Annotated in this window: 18 protein-coding genes; 14 read left to right on the forward strand and 4 right to left on the reverse strand. The window is 63.9% G+C overall.

What is annotated here, in order from left to right:
* Positions 1-110: 110 nt before the first annotated feature.
* Complete coding sequence (locus SPBM01_RS01115) at positions 111-1,706, forward strand: isocitrate lyase (protein ID WP_188063622.1); 1,596 nt, start codon at positions 111-113, stop codon at positions 1,704-1,706.
* Between the two features lie 268 nt (positions 1,707-1,974).
* On the opposite strand, the gene SPBM01_RS01120 is transcribed toward SPBM01_RS01115, so the two are convergent.
* A complete protein-coding gene (locus SPBM01_RS01120; RefSeq protein ID WP_188063623.1) occupies positions 1,975-3,786 on the reverse strand; it encodes a DUF885 domain-containing protein in 1,812 nt (603 codons plus the stop codon).
* Positions 3,787-3,953: 167 nt separating this feature from the next.
* Between SPBM01_RS01120 and SPBM01_RS01125 the strand changes: the two genes are divergently transcribed.
* From SPBM01_RS01125 to SPBM01_RS01160, 8 genes are all read left to right on the forward strand, one after another.
* Positions 3,954-4,640: a glutathione S-transferase family protein gene (locus SPBM01_RS01125; protein ID WP_188063624.1), complete on the forward strand. Its 687-nt coding sequence runs from the start codon at positions 3,954-3,956 to the stop codon at positions 4,638-4,640.
* Between the two features lie 102 nt (positions 4,641-4,742).
* Positions 4,743-6,191 carry a 3-isopropylmalate dehydratase large subunit gene (leuC, locus tag SPBM01_RS01130; RefSeq protein WP_188063625.1) on the forward strand — a complete coding sequence of 483 codons (1,449 nt, stop codon included), beginning with the start codon at positions 4,743-4,745 and terminating at the stop codon, positions 6,189-6,191.
* Between the two features lie 112 nt (positions 6,192-6,303).
* On the forward strand, positions 6,304-6,897 hold the full coding sequence (gene leuD / locus SPBM01_RS01135; RefSeq protein ID WP_188063626.1) for a 3-isopropylmalate dehydratase small subunit: 594 nt from the start codon (positions 6,304-6,306) through the stop codon (positions 6,895-6,897).
* 57 nt (positions 6,898-6,954) lie between these two features.
* Positions 6,955-7,278, forward strand: coding sequence for a DUF1476 domain-containing protein (locus tag SPBM01_RS01140; protein ID WP_188063627.1), 324 nt, complete (start codon positions 6,955-6,957; stop codon positions 7,276-7,278).
* Between the two features lie 11 nt (positions 7,279-7,289).
* A complete protein-coding gene (locus tag SPBM01_RS01145) occupies positions 7,290-7,523 on the forward strand; it encodes a BolA/IbaG family iron-sulfur metabolism protein (protein ID WP_188063628.1) in 234 nt (77 codons plus the stop codon).
* Positions 7,524-7,579: 56 nt separating this feature from the next.
* Complete coding sequence (grxD, locus tag SPBM01_RS01150) at positions 7,580-7,912, forward strand: Grx4 family monothiol glutaredoxin (RefSeq protein WP_188063629.1); 333 nt, start codon at positions 7,580-7,582, stop codon at positions 7,910-7,912.
* 385 nt (positions 7,913-8,297) lie between these two features.
* A complete protein-coding gene (locus SPBM01_RS01155; protein ID WP_262504402.1) occupies positions 8,298-8,630 on the forward strand; it encodes a BlaI/MecI/CopY family transcriptional regulator in 333 nt (110 codons plus the stop codon).
* Positions 8,627-10,237, forward strand: a complete 1,611-nt coding sequence (locus tag SPBM01_RS01160; RefSeq protein ID WP_188063631.1) for a M56 family metallopeptidase — start codon at positions 8,627-8,629, stop codon at positions 10,235-10,237. Before SPBM01_RS01155 ends, SPBM01_RS01160 begins: the two co-directional genes overlap by 4 nt.
* A gap of 2 nt (positions 10,238-10,239) precedes the next feature.
* On the opposite strand, the gene hemW is transcribed toward SPBM01_RS01160, so the two are convergent.
* Entirely contained in the window at positions 10,240-11,415 is a 1,176-nt protein-coding gene (gene hemW, locus SPBM01_RS01165) for a radical SAM family heme chaperone HemW (RefSeq protein ID WP_188063632.1), read from the reverse strand.
* On the opposite strand from hemW, the gene SPBM01_RS01170 reads away from it, so the two are divergent.
* On the forward strand, positions 11,414-12,079 hold the full coding sequence (locus SPBM01_RS01170; RefSeq protein WP_188063633.1) for a CAP domain-containing protein: 666 nt from the start codon (positions 11,414-11,416) through the stop codon (positions 12,077-12,079). The two genes, hemW and SPBM01_RS01170, sit on opposite strands and share 2 nt — an antisense overlap.
* A gap of 3 nt (positions 12,080-12,082) precedes the next feature.
* Here the strand turns inward: SPBM01_RS01170 and rdgB are convergent, their stop codons facing one another.
* Entirely contained in the window at positions 12,083-12,712 is a 630-nt protein-coding gene (rdgB, locus tag SPBM01_RS01175) for an RdgB/HAM1 family non-canonical purine NTP pyrophosphatase (RefSeq protein ID WP_188063634.1), read from the reverse strand.
* 146 nt (positions 12,713-12,858) lie between these two features.
* Positions 12,859-13,575 carry a ribonuclease PH gene (rph, locus tag SPBM01_RS01180; protein WP_188063635.1) on the reverse strand — a complete coding sequence of 239 codons (717 nt, stop codon included), beginning with the start codon at positions 13,573-13,575 and terminating at the stop codon, positions 12,859-12,861.
* Between the two features lie 123 nt (positions 13,576-13,698).
* On the opposite strand from rph, the gene SPBM01_RS01185 reads away from it, so the two are divergent.
* The 4 genes from SPBM01_RS01185 to SPBM01_RS01200 all read left to right on the forward strand — a co-directional run bounded on the left by SPBM01_RS01185 (position 13,699) and on the right by SPBM01_RS01200 (position 17,210).
* Positions 13,699-14,208, forward strand: a complete 510-nt coding sequence (locus SPBM01_RS01185) for a DUF6438 domain-containing protein (protein ID WP_316725050.1) — start codon at positions 13,699-13,701, stop codon at positions 14,206-14,208.
* Between the two features lie 38 nt (positions 14,209-14,246).
* Entirely contained in the window at positions 14,247-15,290 is a 1,044-nt protein-coding gene (hrcA, locus tag SPBM01_RS01190) for a heat-inducible transcriptional repressor HrcA (protein WP_188063636.1), read from the forward strand.
* Positions 15,287-15,841, forward strand: a complete 555-nt coding sequence (grpE, locus tag SPBM01_RS01195) for a nucleotide exchange factor GrpE (protein ID WP_188063637.1) — start codon at positions 15,287-15,289, stop codon at positions 15,839-15,841. Before hrcA ends, grpE begins: the two co-directional genes overlap by 4 nt.
* 127 nt (positions 15,842-15,968) lie before the next feature.
* A complete protein-coding gene (locus SPBM01_RS01200) occupies positions 15,969-17,210 on the forward strand; it encodes a threonine synthase (RefSeq protein ID WP_188063638.1) in 1,242 nt (413 codons plus the stop codon).
* Positions 17,211-17,250 lie beyond the last annotated feature (40 nt).

Genomic DNA, 17,250 nt, shown 5'->3' on the forward strand with positions numbered 1-17,250 from the left:
ACATCAGAATTTTGTAAAGATCGACAACTGAACTGCAAGAGGACTGCCGCGCCGCAACGGCAGGGGATAGGCGGAACCCAACAGACCACCATCCACGCAAGGAACGGCCCATGACCTACCAGGATAATATCGCAAAGGCGCAAGCGCTGATCGGCAGCCATCCCGGCACCTGGGACGGCATCAATGCGGAATCCGTCGCGCGCATGAAGCTGCAAAACCGCTTCAACACCGGCCTCGACATCGCCAAATATACCGCGGGCATCATGCGCCGCGACATGGCCGCCTATGATCTCGACCCGGCCAACTACACCCAGTCGCTGGGTTGCTGGCACGGCTTCATCGGTCAGCAAAAGCTGATCGCCATTAAAAAGCATTTCGGCACGACCAAGCAGAAATATCTCTACCTGTCCGGCTGGATGGTCGCGGCGCTGCGCAGCGATTTCGGCCCGCTGCCTGATCAGTCGATGCACGAAAAGACCAGCGTCGCCGCGCTGATCGAGGAACTCTACACCTTCCTCAAGCAGGCCGACGCCCGCGAACTTGGCATGATGTTCCGCGATCTCGACAAGGCTCGCGAAGCCGGCAACGCGGTCGAGGCACAGCGCATCGCCCATGCCATCGACAATTATGAAACCCATGTCGTCCCCATCATCGCCGACATCGACGCAGGCTTCGGCAATGCCGAGGCGACCTACCTGCTCGCCAAGAAGATGATCGAGGCGGGCGCCTGCGCGCTCCAGATCGAGAACCAGGTTTCGGACGAAAAGCAGTGCGGGCATCAGGACGGCAAGGTCACCGTGCCGCATGAGGACTTCCTGGCCAAGGTCCGCGCCTGCCGCTACGCCTTCCTCGAACTGGGCGTTGATGATGGCATCATCGTCACCCGCACCGACTCGCTGGGCGCTGGCCTGACCAAGCAGATCGCGGTCAGCAAGGAAGCGGGCGACATTGGCGACCAATATAACAGCTTCCTCGATTGCGAGGAAATCGATCCGGCCACGGCGAAGAATGGCGACGTCATCCTGAACCGCGACGGCAAGCTGCTGCGCCCCAAGCGACTGCCCAGCAACCTGTTCCAGTTCCGCGAAGGCACCGGAGCGGACCGCTGCGTCCTCGACTGCATCACCTCGCTTCAGAACGGCGCGGACCTACTGTGGATCGAAACCGAAAAGCCGCACATCGAACAGATCGCCTCGATGGTCGACCGCATCCGTGAAGTCATCCCCAACGCCAAGCTGGTCTACAACAACTCGCCCAGCTTCAACTGGACGCTCAACTTCCGCCAGCAGGTTTATGACGCCTGGGTCGAAGCGGGCAAGGATGTCAGCGCCTATGACCGGGCGCGCCTGATGAGCGTCGATTATGACGCCACCGATCTGGGCCAAGAAGCCGACGACCGTATCCGCACCTTCCAGCGGGATGCGGCTGCACGAGCAGGGATTTTCCATCACCTCATCACCCTGCCGACCTATCACACCGCAGCGCTCAGCACCGATAATCTCGCCAAGACCTATTTCGGCGAGGAAGGTATGCTGGGCTATGTCGAGGGCGTCCAGCGCAAGGAAATCCGTCAGGGCATCGCCTGCGTCAAGCATCAGAATATGTCGGGCAGCGACATTGGCGACGATCACAAGGATTATTTCGCCGGGGAAGCCGCGCTCAAGGCGGGCGGCGCGCACAACACGATGAACCAATTCGCAGCCTAAAGGCTGCGGGGGGAAACAATTCGCGGCCTGACAAAGGCAGCGCAGGCACCATCTCCCCGACGATATCCCGATCGTCGTCGGGGAGATGGGTTTCGCGCAGCGCGCAAACCGGAAAGAACAGCGTTTCGCGGCCTATGCCGCGTGAAGGGCCAGTTCGCGGGGACGTCGACACTCCCTCGCGATTTGGGTGGAAGAAACTGGACGACCCGGCGGCGCACCGCCGGGTCGTTTTTTCTCGTTATAATCCTCGCTTGAAAGGGGAAGATTTTCAGGCAATCCCCGCCTGCTGCCGCACCGCCTGCTTCAATATGTCCAGCGGCATCGCCCCCAGCGTCAACACGTCATGAAACGCCTTGATGTCGAACTGCGCGCCCTGCTTGCGCTTCACTTCCTCGCGTAATTCGTTCCATACGGTATGGCCGATCTTGTAACTGCACGCCTGACCCGGCCAGACGGTGTAGCGGTCGATTTCCCCTTGGCTGCGCCCGCGCGCGATGCCAGTGGTGGCGATCAGATAATCGGTCGCCTTCTCCCGGCTCCACCGTTTCGCGTGCATCCCGCTGTCCACTACCAGCCGCGTCGCGCGGAACAGCAACGACTGGAGATAGCCGACCTGGCCCAGCGGATCGCCTGCATACATGCCCATTTCGTCGGCCAGCTGCTCGGAATAGAGCGCCCAGCCTTCGCTATAGCCGCTATAGCCGCCGCGCCGCCGGATTATCGGGATCGATTCCGATTCCAACGCGACCGACACTTGCAGATGATGGCCCGGCACCGCCTCATGATGGGCCAGCGTCGCCAGCCCGAATTTGGGCCGGTCGAACGTGTCGCGCAGGTTGATATAATAGATGGCGGGCCGCGACCCATCCAGCGACGCATTCTGATAATAGCCGCCCGGCGCGCCCGCCTGAATGGTCACCGGCACGCGGCGGACCTCAACCGGCGCTTTCGGCACGGTGCTGAACGCTTCGCCCAACCGCTTCTGCATCGCGATGATCTGGGTATTGAGCTGCGCCAGCAGCGCCTCGCCCCCCGGATCGGTGTTGGGGAACAGCTGGTCGGGCCGCTGGTTCAGCGCGACGAGACGATCGCCCACGCTCCCCTGGCTCATCCCTTCGCCTTTCAGGATCGTGTCGATCCGCGCGCTGATTTCCGCGACCTGATCCAGCCCGATGCGGTGAATCTCCTCGCCGGTCAGCGCCGTCGTGGTCGCCGCTTCTGCCGCCGCCGCATAGAAAGCCTCGCCATCGGGCAGGCGCCATACGCCCGCATCATGGCTGGTCTTTGCCCGCAATGCCTGCACCAGCGCGCGTTGCCTGTCGAGCGCGGGGAAGACCTTATCCGTCACGATCTTCTCGGCCTGCGCGGCGCGTTCGGGCGGCAGTCCGGCAGCGGCCAGCTTCTTGGCAAAGGACGCGACCAGCACGGTCTGCGCCGCTGGCTGGTCCCGCAGCGACGCCTGCATCTTCAACGTCGTGTCCAGAATATAGTCCGGCGCGAACACGCCCCTGGCCGCATCGGCCTGCTGCCGGGCCAGTTCGCCGTCCATGGCGATCGGGAAGGCTTCCAGCCGCGCCAGATAGGCGTCGGCGTCCGCCGCATCCTTCACCCGATGCTGCGAATCGAGGAAGTCGGGCGTCTCGCGATAGCTGCCGGTCAACTGGCTCAGCACATAGGGCGCATACCGGCCCGCCGTCTCGCCATAGCCGAATTTTTCGCCGCCGACCGCCCGATCCAGCTGATAGGCGACCACATCATAGTCCAGCCTGGCGTTTGCGCTCAAAGACTTGCGGTCGATGCTGGCTAACTGCCTTGCCTGCGCCTTGCTCCGCGCCAGATCGCGCGCCATGCCCGCCGCGCTGGTATCGCTCAGCTTGCCGCGCAACGCGGCCCGCGCCCCGCTGTCCAGGCCAAGCCGCGTCGCCTGCTCCGGCGAATCGTCCAGCCGTTCGTAGAAAAACCCGTCCAGCATGGCGCGCAGGCGTGCATTGCCGCTGCCCGATTGGGCAAAAGCAGGCGCAGCCGTAGCGGCGGTCAGCGCGCTCGCGCCGCTGGTGGCAAGAAATTGGCGTCGGTTCACGACTCATGGCTCCATTGATCAGGGGAGGGCGGCAAGGGGGGCGCCGCCCATGATGCTCCCCTTGTGCCGCGATCCCAACGGCTTGGCCAGACCCGGCAAACGACAACGCCTATCCCCCGCCGCGCCAATGCGATAAGCGGCGCGCATCCACAGGGAAGGGACATGCCATGGCCTACACGCTCATCACCGCGAACCGCAATTACAGCAGCTGGTCGCTGCGCCCATGGGTGCTGATGACGGCGCTGGGGATCCCTTTCACCGACCGCATCGAACCCTTCGTCCATGCCACCAACTATGCCGCCTTCCGCAGCTTTTCGCCCACGGGGCAGGTGCCGGCGCTCATCGACGGTGATCGGGCGGTCTGGGATTCGCTGGGCATCATCCTCTATCTGGCCGACCGGCATCCCGCCGTCTGGCCGTCCGACGAAGCGGCGCGCGGCTGGGCGCAATGCGCGACGACCGAAATGCACAGCGGCTTTTCCACTCTGCGCAACGATTGCACCATGAATGTCGGCGTCCGGGTGGAACCGCATATGCCATCCCCCGCGCTCAACCGCGACATCGCCCGGCTGGCCGAATTGTGGGGCGAAGGGCTGGCGCGCTTTGGCGGACCGTTTCTGGCGGGCGATGCTTTCACCGCCGTCGATGCCTTCTACGCGCCGGTCGCCTTCCGGGTGCGGACCTATGGGCTGGATGTCGGTCCTGCCGGGCAGGCATGGGTCGATCATATGCTGGCCCACCCCGCCATGCGCGCGTGGGAAGCCGCCGCCCTTGCCGAAACATGGCGCGAGGACAGCCATGAGGCAGAGATCGGCGCGGCTGGACGCATCATCGAAGATTATCGCGCCGTTTAAGGCTGCACTGTAACATTCTTGCCCGCCTGACGAACAAAAGGACGGATCATGGCCTTCTTCCCCCTTTTCCCCTTGTCGTTACGGGTCTAGGGGGAAGCCATTATGGTTAAGCCTCGCACCCTCTATGAGAAGATCTGGGACGCGCATGTCGTCGAGCGCCGCCCGGATGGCACCTGCCTGATCTATATTGATCGCCATCTGGTCCATGAAGTGACCTCGCCACAGGCGTTCGAGGGGCTTAGGCTCGCCGGGCGCAAGGTGCGGCGGCCCGATCTGACGCTGGCGGTGCCGGACCATAATCTGCCCACGACTCCGCGCCGCGACGCGGACGGCAACCGTATTCCCATCGCCGACCCGCAAAGCGCGCAACAGCTTGCCGCGCTGGAAACGAACGCGCCGGAATTCGGCATCCGCCTCATCGGTGACGCGGACGCCGAACAGGGCATCGTCCATGTCGTCGGTCCCGAACAGGGCTTCACTTTGCCCGGAACGACTCTGGTGTGCGGCGACAGCCATACCAGCTCGCACGGCGCGCTGGGTGCGCTGGCGTTCGGCATCGGCACGTCCGAAGTCGAACATGTGCTGGCGACCCAGACCCTGCTGCTCAAACAGTCGAAAACGATGGAAGTCGTGGTCGAAGGTGAACTGGGCTTTGGCGTTACGCCCAAGGATGTCGCGCTGGCGATTTGCGGGCGCATCGGCACGGCGGGCGGCACCGGCTATGTCATGGAATATCGCGGATCGGTGTTCCGCGACATGTCGGTCGAAGGGCGGCTGACCGTCGCCAACATGTCGATCGAAGCGGGCGCTCGCTCCGGCCTGTTCGCCCCGGACGAAAAGACTTTCGCCTATCTCAAAGGCCGCCCGATGGCACCCAAAGGTGCCGACTGGGATGCGGCGCTTGGCTGGTGGCGCACCCTCGTCACCGACGAAGGCGCAGCTTTCGACCAGAGCATCGTGATCGACGCTGCCGACATCGTGCCGACCGTCACCTGGGGCACCAGCCCCGAAGACGTCGTCGCCGTTACCGGCACGGTCCCGTCGCCCGACAGTTTCGAGGATGCGTCCAAGCGCGCCGCCGTGCAAAAGTCGCTCGACTATATGGGGCTGAGCGCGGGGCAGAAGCTGAGCGACGTCACCGTCGAACATATCTTCATCGGCAGTTGCACCAACAGCCGGATCGAGGATCTGCGCGCCGCCGCTGCCCTGCTGAAGGGGCGGCATATCGCCAGCGGCATCAAGCACGCCATGGTCGTTCCCGGCTCCGGCCTCGTCAAACGGCAGGCGGAGGCCGAAGGGCTGGACCGCATCTTCACTGACGCTGGCTTCGAATGGCGCGAACCGGGCTGTTCGGCGTGCCTGGGCATGAACCCGGACAAGGTGCCAGCGGGCGAACGCTGCGCATCGACCAGCAACCGCAATTTCATGGGTCGTCAGGGTCCGGGCGCACGCACCCATCTCGTCTCGCCCGCCATGGCGGCGGCGGCGGCGCTGACCGGGCGGCTGACCGACGTGCGCGAATTGCTGAAAAAAGAAGAGGGGATGGCATAGTGAAAAAGATTTTCTGGCTGCTGACGCTGGGCGCATTGGCAAGCGCTGCCATGGCCGCGACGCTGGGCCGCGCCGAAGATGTGCCTGCGACGAAAGTGCAGCAGGCCCGCTGATGGAAAAGCTGACGACCGTTGAGGGCAAAGCCTATCCGTTCGGGATGAAGAATGTCGACACCGACATCGTCATTCCCTCGCACTGGCTCAAGACGATTTCGCGCACCGGCCTTGGCAAGGGCGCGTTCGAAGTGCTGCGCAAGGAACCGGGCAACGTCTTTGACGATCCGGCCTATGCGGGCAGTCCGATACTGATCGCAGGCGACAATTTCGGCTGCGGGTCCAGCCGCGAACATGCTGCCTGGGCCTTGGGCGATCTTGGCATCAAGGTCGTGATCGCGCCCAGCTTCTCCGACATTTTTTCCAGCAATGCGTTCAAGAACGGCATATTGACCGTCGTTCTGCCACAGTCGGCGATCGACCGGCTGATGGAAGTGGCCGAAACGGACGAAATCCATGTCGATCTGGAACAGCAGACCGTCACCACCCAGTTTCAGGATCGCTTTGCGTTCGAAATCGACCCGTTCCGCAAACATTGCCTGCTGGGCGGGCTGGACGAAATCGGCCTGACGCTGGGCGATGCGGACGGAATTGGCGTGTATGAAAAGGCCGTGGTGCATGATCGCCCCTGGATCATCCCCGCCGTTGCGTAACCGCGCGCTTCTACCTATCTCTGTTACATAGACCAGGTTTCAACGGGGCATTTTGGCATGACGACTTTCGACGATCGCGAACGGGCATTCGAAAATATGTTCGCCCATGACCAGGAAATGCAGTTCCGCATCCAGGCCCGGCGCAATCGCCTGCTGGGCGAATGGGCAGCGGCAAAGATGGGCCTGACCCCGGAAGAAACCGATTCCTATGCCAAGGCTGTGGTGCAGGCCGATTTCGAGGAAGCGGGCGACGAAGACGTCATCCGCAAGCTGGTCGGCGACATGACCTCGGCTGGCCTCGACATCGACGAACCGGGCGTGCGCGCCGCTCTGGAAGAACAGGCGGTCGTCGCACGCCGCATGTTCATCGAAGCACAATAAGGCCGCCTGAAATGCCAATGGCCGCCGACGATATTGCCGACATGATCCGCACCGCCATCCCGGACGCTGATGTCGAAATCACCGACCTGGCCGGAGACGGCGACCATTATGCCGCGCGCGTCGTGGCGGAAAGTTTCCGGGGCATGAGCCGGGTGGCGCAACAGCGCGCGGTCTATGCCGCGCTGGGCGGGCGCATGGGCGGCGTCCTGCACGCCTTGCAACTGACCACGGCGGTTCCCAACTAAGCGTGCATCACAGATTTGCGTCCTACGGGACGCCAGACAGGAATGGACTTTCGAACATGACCGACGCCGTACATCAGCGGATTGCCGACATCGTGAACGCCAATGATGTGGTGCTGTTCATGAAGGGGACGCCCCTTTTCCCGCAATGCGGCTTTTCCAGCCGCGCGATCGCCATTCTGGAGCATCTGGGCGTGGGCTATGACACGGTCGACGTCTTGCAGGATCAGGCCGTGCGTCAGGGGATCAAGGGCTTTTCCGACTGGCCGACCATCCCACAGCTTTATGTGAAGGGTGAATTTGTCGGCGGCAGCGACATCATGATGGAAATGTATGAAGCGGGCGAATTGCAGCAACTGATGACCGATCAGGGCGTCGCTGCGGCCAGCTGAACCTGGAGTTCAGCACAACGAACGCGATCAGGGCGGTCCGGCATGTCCGGGCCGCCTTTTTTCATGCAATGTTGGGAAAATCACCGGGTGGGGGTGTCGACGGAGACTGTGCCGACACCCCCGGTAGTTAAACGGTGCGTTACCCGTCAAACAACGCAATCGGCGTGCCAAAAAAGCAGACGCGCGCTAATCCGCGCTTTCCGACGGTTAACGCCGGGCCGGGCACTCCTCCATATGTAAAATATCCCGACATTCTAGCATCTTGGCTGTTTTCCTATTCTATTGACTACATCCGTAATCAATGCGATTACATCTGTAGTTGATTGGGAGGCAGAGTCGCGTGACGCAGGCAGGGGAAAAGATCAGCGAAGCGGAACTGGTGGTGATGGAGGCGCTGTGGGAACGCGCGCCGCTGACCGCCAACGACGTGGCCGATCGCGTCGCCACCGACCGCGACTGGAGCGTGCAGACGGTCAAGACCCTGCTCTCGCGCCTGATGGCCAAGGATGTGATCGCCGCCGATCAGGACGGCCGCCGCTTCCTCTACCGCCCCATGGTGGCCCGCGACGATTATGTCGCCAGCGAATCGGGGCGGCTGGTCAACCGATTGTTCGGCGGGCGCGTGTCGCCGCTGGTCGCCCAACTGGCCAGTCAGGACCAGTTGAGCGCGCAGGACATTGCCGAACTGGAAGCGATCCTCAAGGGGTTGAAATCATGAACGTCTGGCTGGCCGAAACGCTGATCGCCACGACCTTGTTGATGGCACTCGTCATGCTGCTGCGCCGTCCGGTCGCGCGCTGGCTGGGGGCAGGGGTCGCCTACTGGCTCTGGGCATTGCCCTTCGCGCGGATGATCCTGCCCGCCTTGCCGCAGGAAATCGTGCAACCATCCCCGCTACACATGGCGGTCGACCAGGCCGGATTGCCGGCACTTCTGGCGGTCAAAAATACACAGCAAGCCATTGTAATAGAACAATCTTTTCCATGGCTCGAAGCGGCTGTCGCGCTTTGGCTGGTCGGTGCGATTTTGTTCGTGACTGTCCATCTCGCTGTCTACTTTCGCTTCCGTCGCCACATGCTGCGCGGTGCCACGCCGGTCGGGCAGGAAGGACGAATCCGCCTGATCGCCAGTCCCAATGCCAGCGGCCCGCTCGCCTTTGGCGTCCTGACGCCATATATCGTCCTGCCCACCGATTTCACGCTGCGCTACGACCCGCTGGAACAGGATATGGCGATCGCCCATGAACGGGCGCATCATGACCATGCGGATCTTGCCGCAAATATGGTCGCCCTGCTGCTGCTCGCCATCCACTGGTGCAACCCGGTCGCGTGGATCGCCTATCGCGCCTATCGCGCCGATCAGGAAACCGCCTGCGACGCGCGCGTCCTGGCGCTTTATGGCCGCGAAAACGCCCATGCCTATGGCCGCGCGATCCTCAAGGCAGCAGGCGGCCGCCAGTTTGCCGCCGCCTGCCACCTCACCCGCATCACGACATTGAAAGGGAGGCTCAAAATGCTCTCGACTCACGAACATTCGCTGCGCCAGATCAGCTGGGGCATGGCCGCCATCGCGCTCGTCACTGCCGCTGGCCTCGCCATGACCGCATCGGGCAGCCGCGCCGCGCAGCAGATGGCCGTCCTCACCGACAGGGTCGAAGCGACCGATTTCTCCCGCCTGACCCATCTGGTCGCGCAGCCAGCAGCGGCCAGCGCCCCAGCGGTCGCCCCAGCAGTCGCCACTGTGCCGGAAACTCCAGCCGTGCCTACCGCCAGCGCAGCGGCTGCCTGGCCCGAACCGTCCGTACCCGCTGCGCCGCCCGTTCCGGCAGCGGATATGATCGCCCCGATGGCCCCGGTGCCACCAGCGCCGCCAGTGTCCAGTGCCTGGCCCGAAACGCCCCGCGTCCCGACGCAGGCCGACATCGCCCGCATGGTGCCGCGCGTCGATGTCCGTAACGGCTGCGATGGCAGCGATATGGTCAGCCACCGCGAAACCACCGGGTCCGATGGTCGCCGCAACATCCGCATACGCATTTGCGAGGCCGCCATCGCGCGCACCGCCGATCATGCCCGCGCTCAGGCGGACCGCGCCGCTCGCGCCGCCGACCGCGCCAGCCTACAGGCGGACCGCGCCGCCCGGCAGGCGGATCGGGACAGGATCAATGCCGACCACATGGCCCGTAACGACCATGCCGAAGCGCTCGCCGGGCTACGCTCCGCCCGCGCCCAGATCGCAAGCGACGCATCCATGCCCGCCTTCGCCCGCACCGAAGCGCTGCGCGAAATCGACCGCTCGATCGCAGAAATACGCAAAGGGCAGGACTGAGCCTAAACCGCGACTACTTCGGGCAGAATCGCGTCGAGCAGCAACATGCCCGCTGGCGCAACCTGCAACCGGCTGCCTGTCAGGCGAATGAGGCCCAGGTCGGTCAACTGGCCGATCGCCCGCTCATCCACCAGCCGCGCCGCGCCAATGCCGGACAATGCGGCGATCCGCGACAGGTCGACCCCTTCGCCCAGTCGCAACCCCATCAACAACGCCTCACGCGCCTTGTCTTCACCCGACAGCACATCCTCGCTCTGAAGCCCATGACCGTTGCGCGCGACCGCGCCCATCCAGTTTTCCGGCTTCTTGTGCCGCATCGTCGCCATGCCGCCGCGCCGCCCATGCGCGCCCGGACCCACACCCATATAGTCGCCATAGCGCCAATAGGTCAGGTTGTGGCGGCTTGCCTGCCCGGCGCGGGCATGGTTGCTGATCTCATAGGCCGGGATGCCCGCCGCCCCGGTCATCGCGGCGGTCAGTTCATACAGCGTCGCGCCATGGTCGGGGTCCGCCGGGGTCAGCTTGCCCTGCGCCACCAGCGTGGCAAAGCGCGTCCCCGGCTCGATCGTCAGTTGATAAAGCGAAAGATGCCCGGTGCCGAACGATAGCGCCTGCGCCAGTTCCGCTGCCCAGTCCCTCTCGCTCTGCCCCGGACGGGCGTAGATCAGGTCGAAACTCACTCGCGCGAACAATCGCTGCGCCGTATCCAGTGCCGCCAGCCCCTCGGCCACGTCATGCGCCCGGCCCAAAAAATGCAGCGCTTCCCCGTCGAGCGCCTGCAAGCCCAACGATACCCGGTTGATCCCGGCTGCCGCCAGATCGCCAAAGCGCGCGGCCTCCACCGAATTGGGATTGGCCTCCAGCGTGATTTCCATGTCGGGGGTAAAGCCCCAATGGTCCTGCGCCGCCGCAATCAGGTCCGCCACCAGCGCAGGTGGCATCAACGAAGGCGTGCCGCCGCCAAAGAAAATCGACGATAGCGGCCGCCCTGCCGTCAGCCCCGCTTCATGCGCCATGTCTGCCAGCAACGCGCTGCGCCACGCGGCAACGTCCACGGACTCGCGAACATGACTGTTAAAATCGCAATAGGGACATTTGGATACGCAAAATGGCCAATGGATATATAAGGCTTGGGTGTCGGCGGGGGCCGATGCGTTGGGGGGAGTATCAGGCGACATGGTTGGGGGCAGCCCTAAACGCTTTTTGCACGCCGGGCTATGGGCTGCGGCCTTGCTCGCCAGCGGCGCGTACGCGGCATCGGACAGCGATTCGCGATTCGCGCGATCCAGAGCCGTCACACCGACCGCGCCGGTCATGGCGGCACCCTTCTACGGTATGGAGGAAGCCCCGCGCGGCGACGCCCTGCTGCAATCGGTGATGCTCGACGCCCATAATGGCGAGCGGACGGCATTGGGCCTCGACCCGCTCGACTGGGACGATGATCTCACCGCCGACGCTGCCCGCTATGCGCAGGACATGGCCCGCACCGGCCTGTTCCGCCATTCCCCGCGTGCCAGCCGCACCATGCCCAGCGGTGAAAATCTATGGATGGGTCCGCGCCGCCTCTATGGCTATGGCGTGATGGTCGGCGCGTTTCTGGACGAACGCAAATGGATGCGCACTGGCGGAAAGCTCCCCGACCTCAGCACCACCGGGCGCTGGCAGGATGTCGGCCATTACAGCCAGATGATCTGGCGCGGCACCCGCAAGGTTGGCTGCGCATTGGGCGACGGGGCCAATTATGAATATCTCGTCTGCCGCTATCTCCCCGCCGGCAACGCCTTTGGCAAAGGCCCGATGGATGCGGACGCCGCGATCGAGTTGGCCAGCGGCGGGCAATAAGGGTCAGAACACCGCCGCGACCAGCTTCCTGAAAGCGTCGGCGCGGTGGCTCATGGCGTGCTTGGCGTCCGGGTCCATTTCGCCAAAGCTGATTGCGTGGCCATGCGGCATGAACATCGCGTCATAGCCAAAGCCATTGCCCCCACGCGGCGGCCAGACCAGCGTGCCGTCGACCCGCCCCTCGAACGCTTCGACATGCCCGTCGGGCCAGGCGAGGGCGAGGGCGCAGATGAAATGGGCGTCATGGCCTGCGTCCGGCCCCCTGGCGGCGATGCCGTCCCACACCTTCTGCATGGCAAGGCCGAAATCCTTGTCCGGCCCGGCCCAGCGCGCCGAAAACAGGCCGGGATCACCGCCCAGCGCTTCGACGCACAGCCCCGAATCATCGGCCAGCGCAGGCAGGCCGGATAGGTCTGCCGCCTGCATCGCCTTCAATTCGGCATTGGCGATGAAAGTGGTGCCTGTTTCCTCCGGTTCGGGCAGGTCGAGCGACGCGGCGGAAATCGGCTCGATCCCGAACGGGCCAAGCAACGCCGCAATTTCGCGCACCTTGCCCGCATTATGGCTGGCAATCACCAGCTTGCCGGGGGCCAGCTTGCGGATCGCCTGTTCCTGTCCGAATTGGTCGGTCATTGCCTTACCTTCAAATCATTCCGTCATCCCAGCGAACGCTGGGATCTCACTTCTTTCCAGTCTTAGAGCCGAAAGAAAAGTGGGATGCCAGCGTTGACCTTCGGTCGCCCTTCGGGTCGCTGGCATGACGGAGGGGATTTAGGCGCTTAACGCCCGGTCGCCGCATCCTGCGCCGCAAAGATCTTCGCGCAACCGATCCGCGCCAGCCGCAGCAGACGAAGCAACTCTTCCTCGTCATAGGCAGCGCCCTCAGCCGTCGCCTGCACTTCGGCGAACTTGCCGTCGCCGGTCAGGATCAGGTTGGCGTCCGTCTCGGCATTGCTATCCTCGGCATAGTCGAGGTCGAGGACCGGCGTGCCGTTGTAGATGCCGCAACTGATCGCCGCGACTTTCTGGATGATCGGGTCTTCCTTGAGCGCGCCGGACGCCAGCAGCTTGTCCACCGCAATGCGCAGCGCGACCCACGCGCCGGAAATCGACGCCGTGCGCGTGCCGCCATCGGCCTGGATCACGTCGCAATCGATCACGATCTGGCGCTCGCCCAGCTTTTTCATGTCCACCACGGTACGCAGCGACCGGCCGATCAGGCGCTGGATTTCCTGCGTCCGGCCCGACTGCTTGCCCTTGGCCGCTTCACGGCTGCCACGGGTATGCGTCGCGCGGGGCAACATGCCATATTCCGCCGTGACCCAGCCTGAACCCTTGCCGCGCAGGAAAGGCGGCACCTTTTCCTCGACCGACGCGGTGCAAAGAACCCGCGTATCGCCAAAGCTGATCAGGCAGCTGCCCTCGGCATGGACGGTGAAGCCAGGCTCCATGGTGATGTCGCGCATCTGGTCGGGCGCGCGGCCGGAAGGACGCATATATTTTCTCCGAAACAAGTCTGGTGCTGCCAACGCGCCGAAGCGCGCCTTCACAGCGCCGCTTAGCGCCCGGTGGCGCAGGATGCCAGTGTCAAGGCGACGATTAGCCGCTAAGAGGGGGGCATGATGATGCGATTGACGATGCTGGCGGGCCTGATGATGGTGGCGGGATGCGCCGGGGCCGATACCGAACTGGAAAAGCCAAAGGCGCCGGGTGAAACGATCCGCCTGACCGCTGGCCGTTGTTTTGGCGCCTGTCCGGCCTACAGTCTGCGCGTGACGCCCGATGGGTCGGGCCTGCTGGAGCCGGAGCGCTTCACCGCCGTGCCGGGACCGACGCGCTTTGCCGTCAGCGCCGCCCAATATCGCCGCGTGCGCGCTGCGCTCGCCCCGTTCCGCCCGCTCAGCGGCACGACCAAGCGCATCGCCCAGGGCGAAAACTGCACGCGCTTCGCCACTGACATGCCCGGCTATTCCCTTGAATGGAGCGGCGGCACGGGCAAGCCGACCCGGCTGGATTTCCAGTCGGGCTGCATGGATGCCCGCTATGGGCGGCTGCGCACCGCGATTGCGGCGATCCCCAAAATGCTGGATGTCGAACCGATGCTCAAAGCCCCGGTAGTGACGAAATGAGGCCGCCTTTACGCGCTGCGTGGCGGAGCTGGACGTAAATGTCGGTCACGCCCATCTCCGAACTCAACGACCGCGCCCGCGATGTCTTTCGCCTGGTGGTGGAAAGCTATCTCGGCACCGGCCTGCCCGTCGCATCGCGCACGCTCAGCAAGCTGGCGGGCATCAGCCTGTCGCCCGCGTCGATCCGCAATGTCATGCAGGATCTGGAAGAATTGGGCCTGCTCGCCGCCCCCCACACATCGGCCGGTCGGATGCCCACCGAAACCGGGCTGCGCCTGTTTGTCGACGGCATGATGCAGGCCGCAGAACCCTCGCTGGAGGAACGGCGCGCGATCGAGGCGGGCCTGGCCGAAAGTGGCCCGATCGAGGAAGCGCTGTCCGCTGCCACCGCCGCGCTGTCGGGTCTGTCCGCCTGCGCCGGGATCGTCATGGTGCCGCGCCGGGAACCTGTACTGCGCCAGTTCGGCTTCGTGCCGTTGAACGACCGGCAGGCGCTGGCCGTGCTGGTCGGGCAGGACGGGTCGGTCGAAAACCGCGTGCTGGACCTGCCGCCTGCGGTCACACCCTCGATGCTCAATGAAGCGGCCAATTTCATGTCGGCGCGCTTTGCGGGCATGACGCTGCGGCAGGCAGGCGACATGCTCAGTCGCGAAATGGAAACGGAGCGCAGCCTGCTGGATGGCGCAGCGCGCGAACTGGTGGAACGCGGCATCGCCATCTGGTCGCACGATGCCGACGACCGGCCCGTGCTGATCGTGCGGGGGCAGGCGCATCTGATCGACGACGGCACGGCAGCGGACCTGGAAAGAGTGCGGCAATTGCTGGAACAGCTGGAAGGGAAACAGGAAATTTCCCGCCTGCTGGAAGGCGCATTGGCAGGCAGCGCGACCAAAATCTTCATCGGGTCGGAAAACAAGCTCTTTTCCCTGTCGGGTTCTTCGGTCATAGCCGCGCCCTATCGTGGCGCGGATGGCCGGGTGGTCGGCGTGGTCGGCGTGATCGGTCCCACGCGCTTGAACTATGCGCGGGTCATCCCCATGGTAGATTTTACTGCACAGACGCTATCGAGATTGATGAGATGAGCGAAGACACACAGAATATCGAAAACACCCAAGTCGTGGACCAGTTGCCGGAAGAGGAAACGCCTGTGGCCGATGGCAATGCCGAGCGTATTGCCGCGCTGGAAGCGGAACTTGCCACAGCCAAGCAGGACATTCTCTATGCCCACGCCGACACGCAGAATGTGCGGCGTCGGCTGGAAAAGGAACTGGCCGATACGCGCGCTTATGCCGCGACCAGCTTTGCCCGTGACATCTTGTCGGTCGCCGACAACCTGTCGCGCGCATTGGCGGCGATTCCCGCCGACCTGCGCGAGGACGAGAAGTTCAAGGGTCTGGTCGTCGGCCTGGAAGCCACGGGCCGCGAACTTGAAAGCGTGTTTGGTCGCAACGGCATTGCAAAGATCGAATCGGTCGGCCAGCCGCTCGACCCCAACAAGCATCAGGCGATGATGGAAGTCCCGTCGGCAGACGCCGAACCTGGCACGATCCTGATCGAAATGCAGGCCGGCTACATGATCAAGGACCGTCTGCTGCGGCCCGCCATGGTCAGCGTGGCGAAAAAGCCGGACTGATCAAATTTCCCCCTCCCGCTTGCGGGAGGAGCCGGGGGTGGGGGCTTGCCGGATAGCGCTGCGTTCTACGCAGCACTGTTACAGTCCCTTATCTTGATGGGGGCCAATTATTCAGAAAAAGGCTCCCATGCGCCACGACATCAACCTCACCACCGACCGCCCTACCTTCGTCACCCATCTGGAATGTTCTCTGAACGGAGAGCGTTATGAGGCGGACAGGCTGCACGGGCTGTCGGCGGCGGGGAAGCCGCTTTTGGTGCGCTATGATCTGGACGGCGTCCGCGCGACGCTGACCAAGAAAGCGCTTGCCACCCGGCCAATGGACCTGTGGCGCTGGCGCGAATTGCTGCCGGTGCGGCAGACCGCCAATATCGTGAGCCTGGGCGAAAATGCCACGCCGCTGATCGCGCTGCCGCGCACGGCGGCGCGGTTGGGCGGTGCGCATCTGTGGGCGAAGGATGAGGGGCGTTTGCCGACAGCATCGTTCAAGGCACGCGGCCTCGTCATGGCGGTGTCGATGGCAAAGGAACTGGGCGTGACGCAGATTGCCATGCCCACCAACGGCAATGCGGGGGCGGCACTGGCCGCCTATGCTGCCGTCGCGGGTATGGAAGCGATCGTCTTTTGTCCCGCCGACACGCCCGAAATCAATGTGCGCGAAATCGCGGCGCAGGGCGCGCGCGTCTATCGCGTCAACGGTCTGATCGACGATTGCGGGGCGATCGTGGGGCAGGGGGCCAAGGCGCGCGGCTGGTTCGATTTCTCGACGCTGAAAGAACCCTATCGCATCGAGGGAAAGAAGACGATGGGGCTGGAACTGGCCGAACAGCTGGACTGGGAATTGCCCGACGCGATTTTCTATCCCACTGGTGGCGGCACTGGCCTGATCGGCATGTGGAAAGCGTTCGATGAGCTGGAAAAGATCGGCTTCATCGGGTCCAAACGCCCCAAAATGTTCGCAGTGCAAGCTGAAGGCTGCGCGCCCATGGTCCGCGCCTTCGATCAGGGTCTGGAATTTGCCGAACGGTGGGAAGATGCCCACACCATCGCCATGGGCATCCGCGTGCCGCGCGCGGTTGGCGATTTCCTGATCCTGCGCGCGGTGCGGGAAAGCGGTGGCGCGGCGCTCGCCGTGTCTGACGCCGCCATCGCAGCGGCGGTGCGCGATGTGGCGCGCGACGACGGTTTGCTGCTCTGCCCGGAGGGCGGGGCGACGCTGGCAGCCTATCAACGTGCCTTGGACGAAGGGCTGATCGGGCGTCAGGATCGGTCAGTGCTGTTCAACTGCGCCAGCGGCCTTAAATATCCGCTGGAGGACCAGTCGCGCACGTTGGACCGGCACGCACCAATCGACTTCGCCACCCTCTGATACAGAATGATACAGTTAAGATCTATCGCAACTCTTGACC

Source organism: Sphingobium sp. KCTC 72723 (assembly GCF_014280435.1).
In the GTDB taxonomy this organism is placed as follows: domain Bacteria; phylum Pseudomonadota; class Alphaproteobacteria; order Sphingomonadales; family Sphingomonadaceae; genus Sphingobium.

Coding starts and splice junctions, on each gene's coding strand:
- grpE (WP_188063637.1), top strand. CDS start 15,287: ATGAGCGAAGACACACAGAATATCGAAAACACCCAAGTCGTGGACCAG.
- grxD (WP_188063629.1), top strand. CDS start 7,580: ATGACCGACGCCGTACATCAGCGGATTGCCGACATCGTGAACGCCAAT.
- SPBM01_RS01125 (WP_188063624.1), top strand. CDS start 3,954: ATGGCCTACACGCTCATCACCGCGAACCGCAATTACAGCAGCTGGTCG.
- leuD (WP_188063626.1), top strand. CDS start 6,304: ATGGAAAAGCTGACGACCGTTGAGGGCAAAGCCTATCCGTTCGGGATG.
- SPBM01_RS01170 (WP_188063633.1), top strand. CDS start 11,414: ATGGTTGGGGGCAGCCCTAAACGCTTTTTGCACGCCGGGCTATGGGCT.
- SPBM01_RS01185 (WP_316725050.1), top strand. CDS start 13,699: ATGATGATGCGATTGACGATGCTGGCGGGCCTGATGATGGTGGCGGGA.
- hemW (WP_188063632.1), bottom strand. CDS start 11,415: ATGTCGCCTGATACTCCCCCCAACGCATCGGCCCCCGCCGACACCCAA.
- SPBM01_RS01200 (WP_188063638.1), top strand. CDS start 15,969: ATGCGCCACGACATCAACCTCACCACCGACCGCCCTACCTTCGTCACC.
- SPBM01_RS01115 (WP_188063622.1), top strand. CDS start 111: ATGACCTACCAGGATAATATCGCAAAGGCGCAAGCGCTGATCGGCAGC.
- leuC (WP_188063625.1), top strand. CDS start 4,743: ATGGTTAAGCCTCGCACCCTCTATGAGAAGATCTGGGACGCGCATGTC.
- hrcA (WP_188063636.1), top strand. CDS start 14,247: ATGTCGGTCACGCCCATCTCCGAACTCAACGACCGCGCCCGCGATGTC.
- SPBM01_RS01145 (WP_188063628.1), top strand. CDS start 7,290: ATGCCAATGGCCGCCGACGATATTGCCGACATGATCCGCACCGCCATC.
- SPBM01_RS01140 (WP_188063627.1), top strand. CDS start 6,955: ATGACGACTTTCGACGATCGCGAACGGGCATTCGAAAATATGTTCGCC.
- rdgB (WP_188063634.1), bottom strand. CDS start 12,712: ATGACCGACCAATTCGGACAGGAACAGGCGATCCGCAAGCTGGCCCCC.
- SPBM01_RS01155 (WP_262504402.1), top strand. CDS start 8,298: ATGGAGGCGCTGTGGGAACGCGCGCCGCTGACCGCCAACGACGTGGCC.
- rph (WP_188063635.1), bottom strand. CDS start 13,575: ATGCGTCCTTCCGGCCGCGCGCCCGACCAGATGCGCGACATCACCATG.
- SPBM01_RS01160 (WP_188063631.1), top strand. CDS start 8,627: ATGAACGTCTGGCTGGCCGAAACGCTGATCGCCACGACCTTGTTGATG.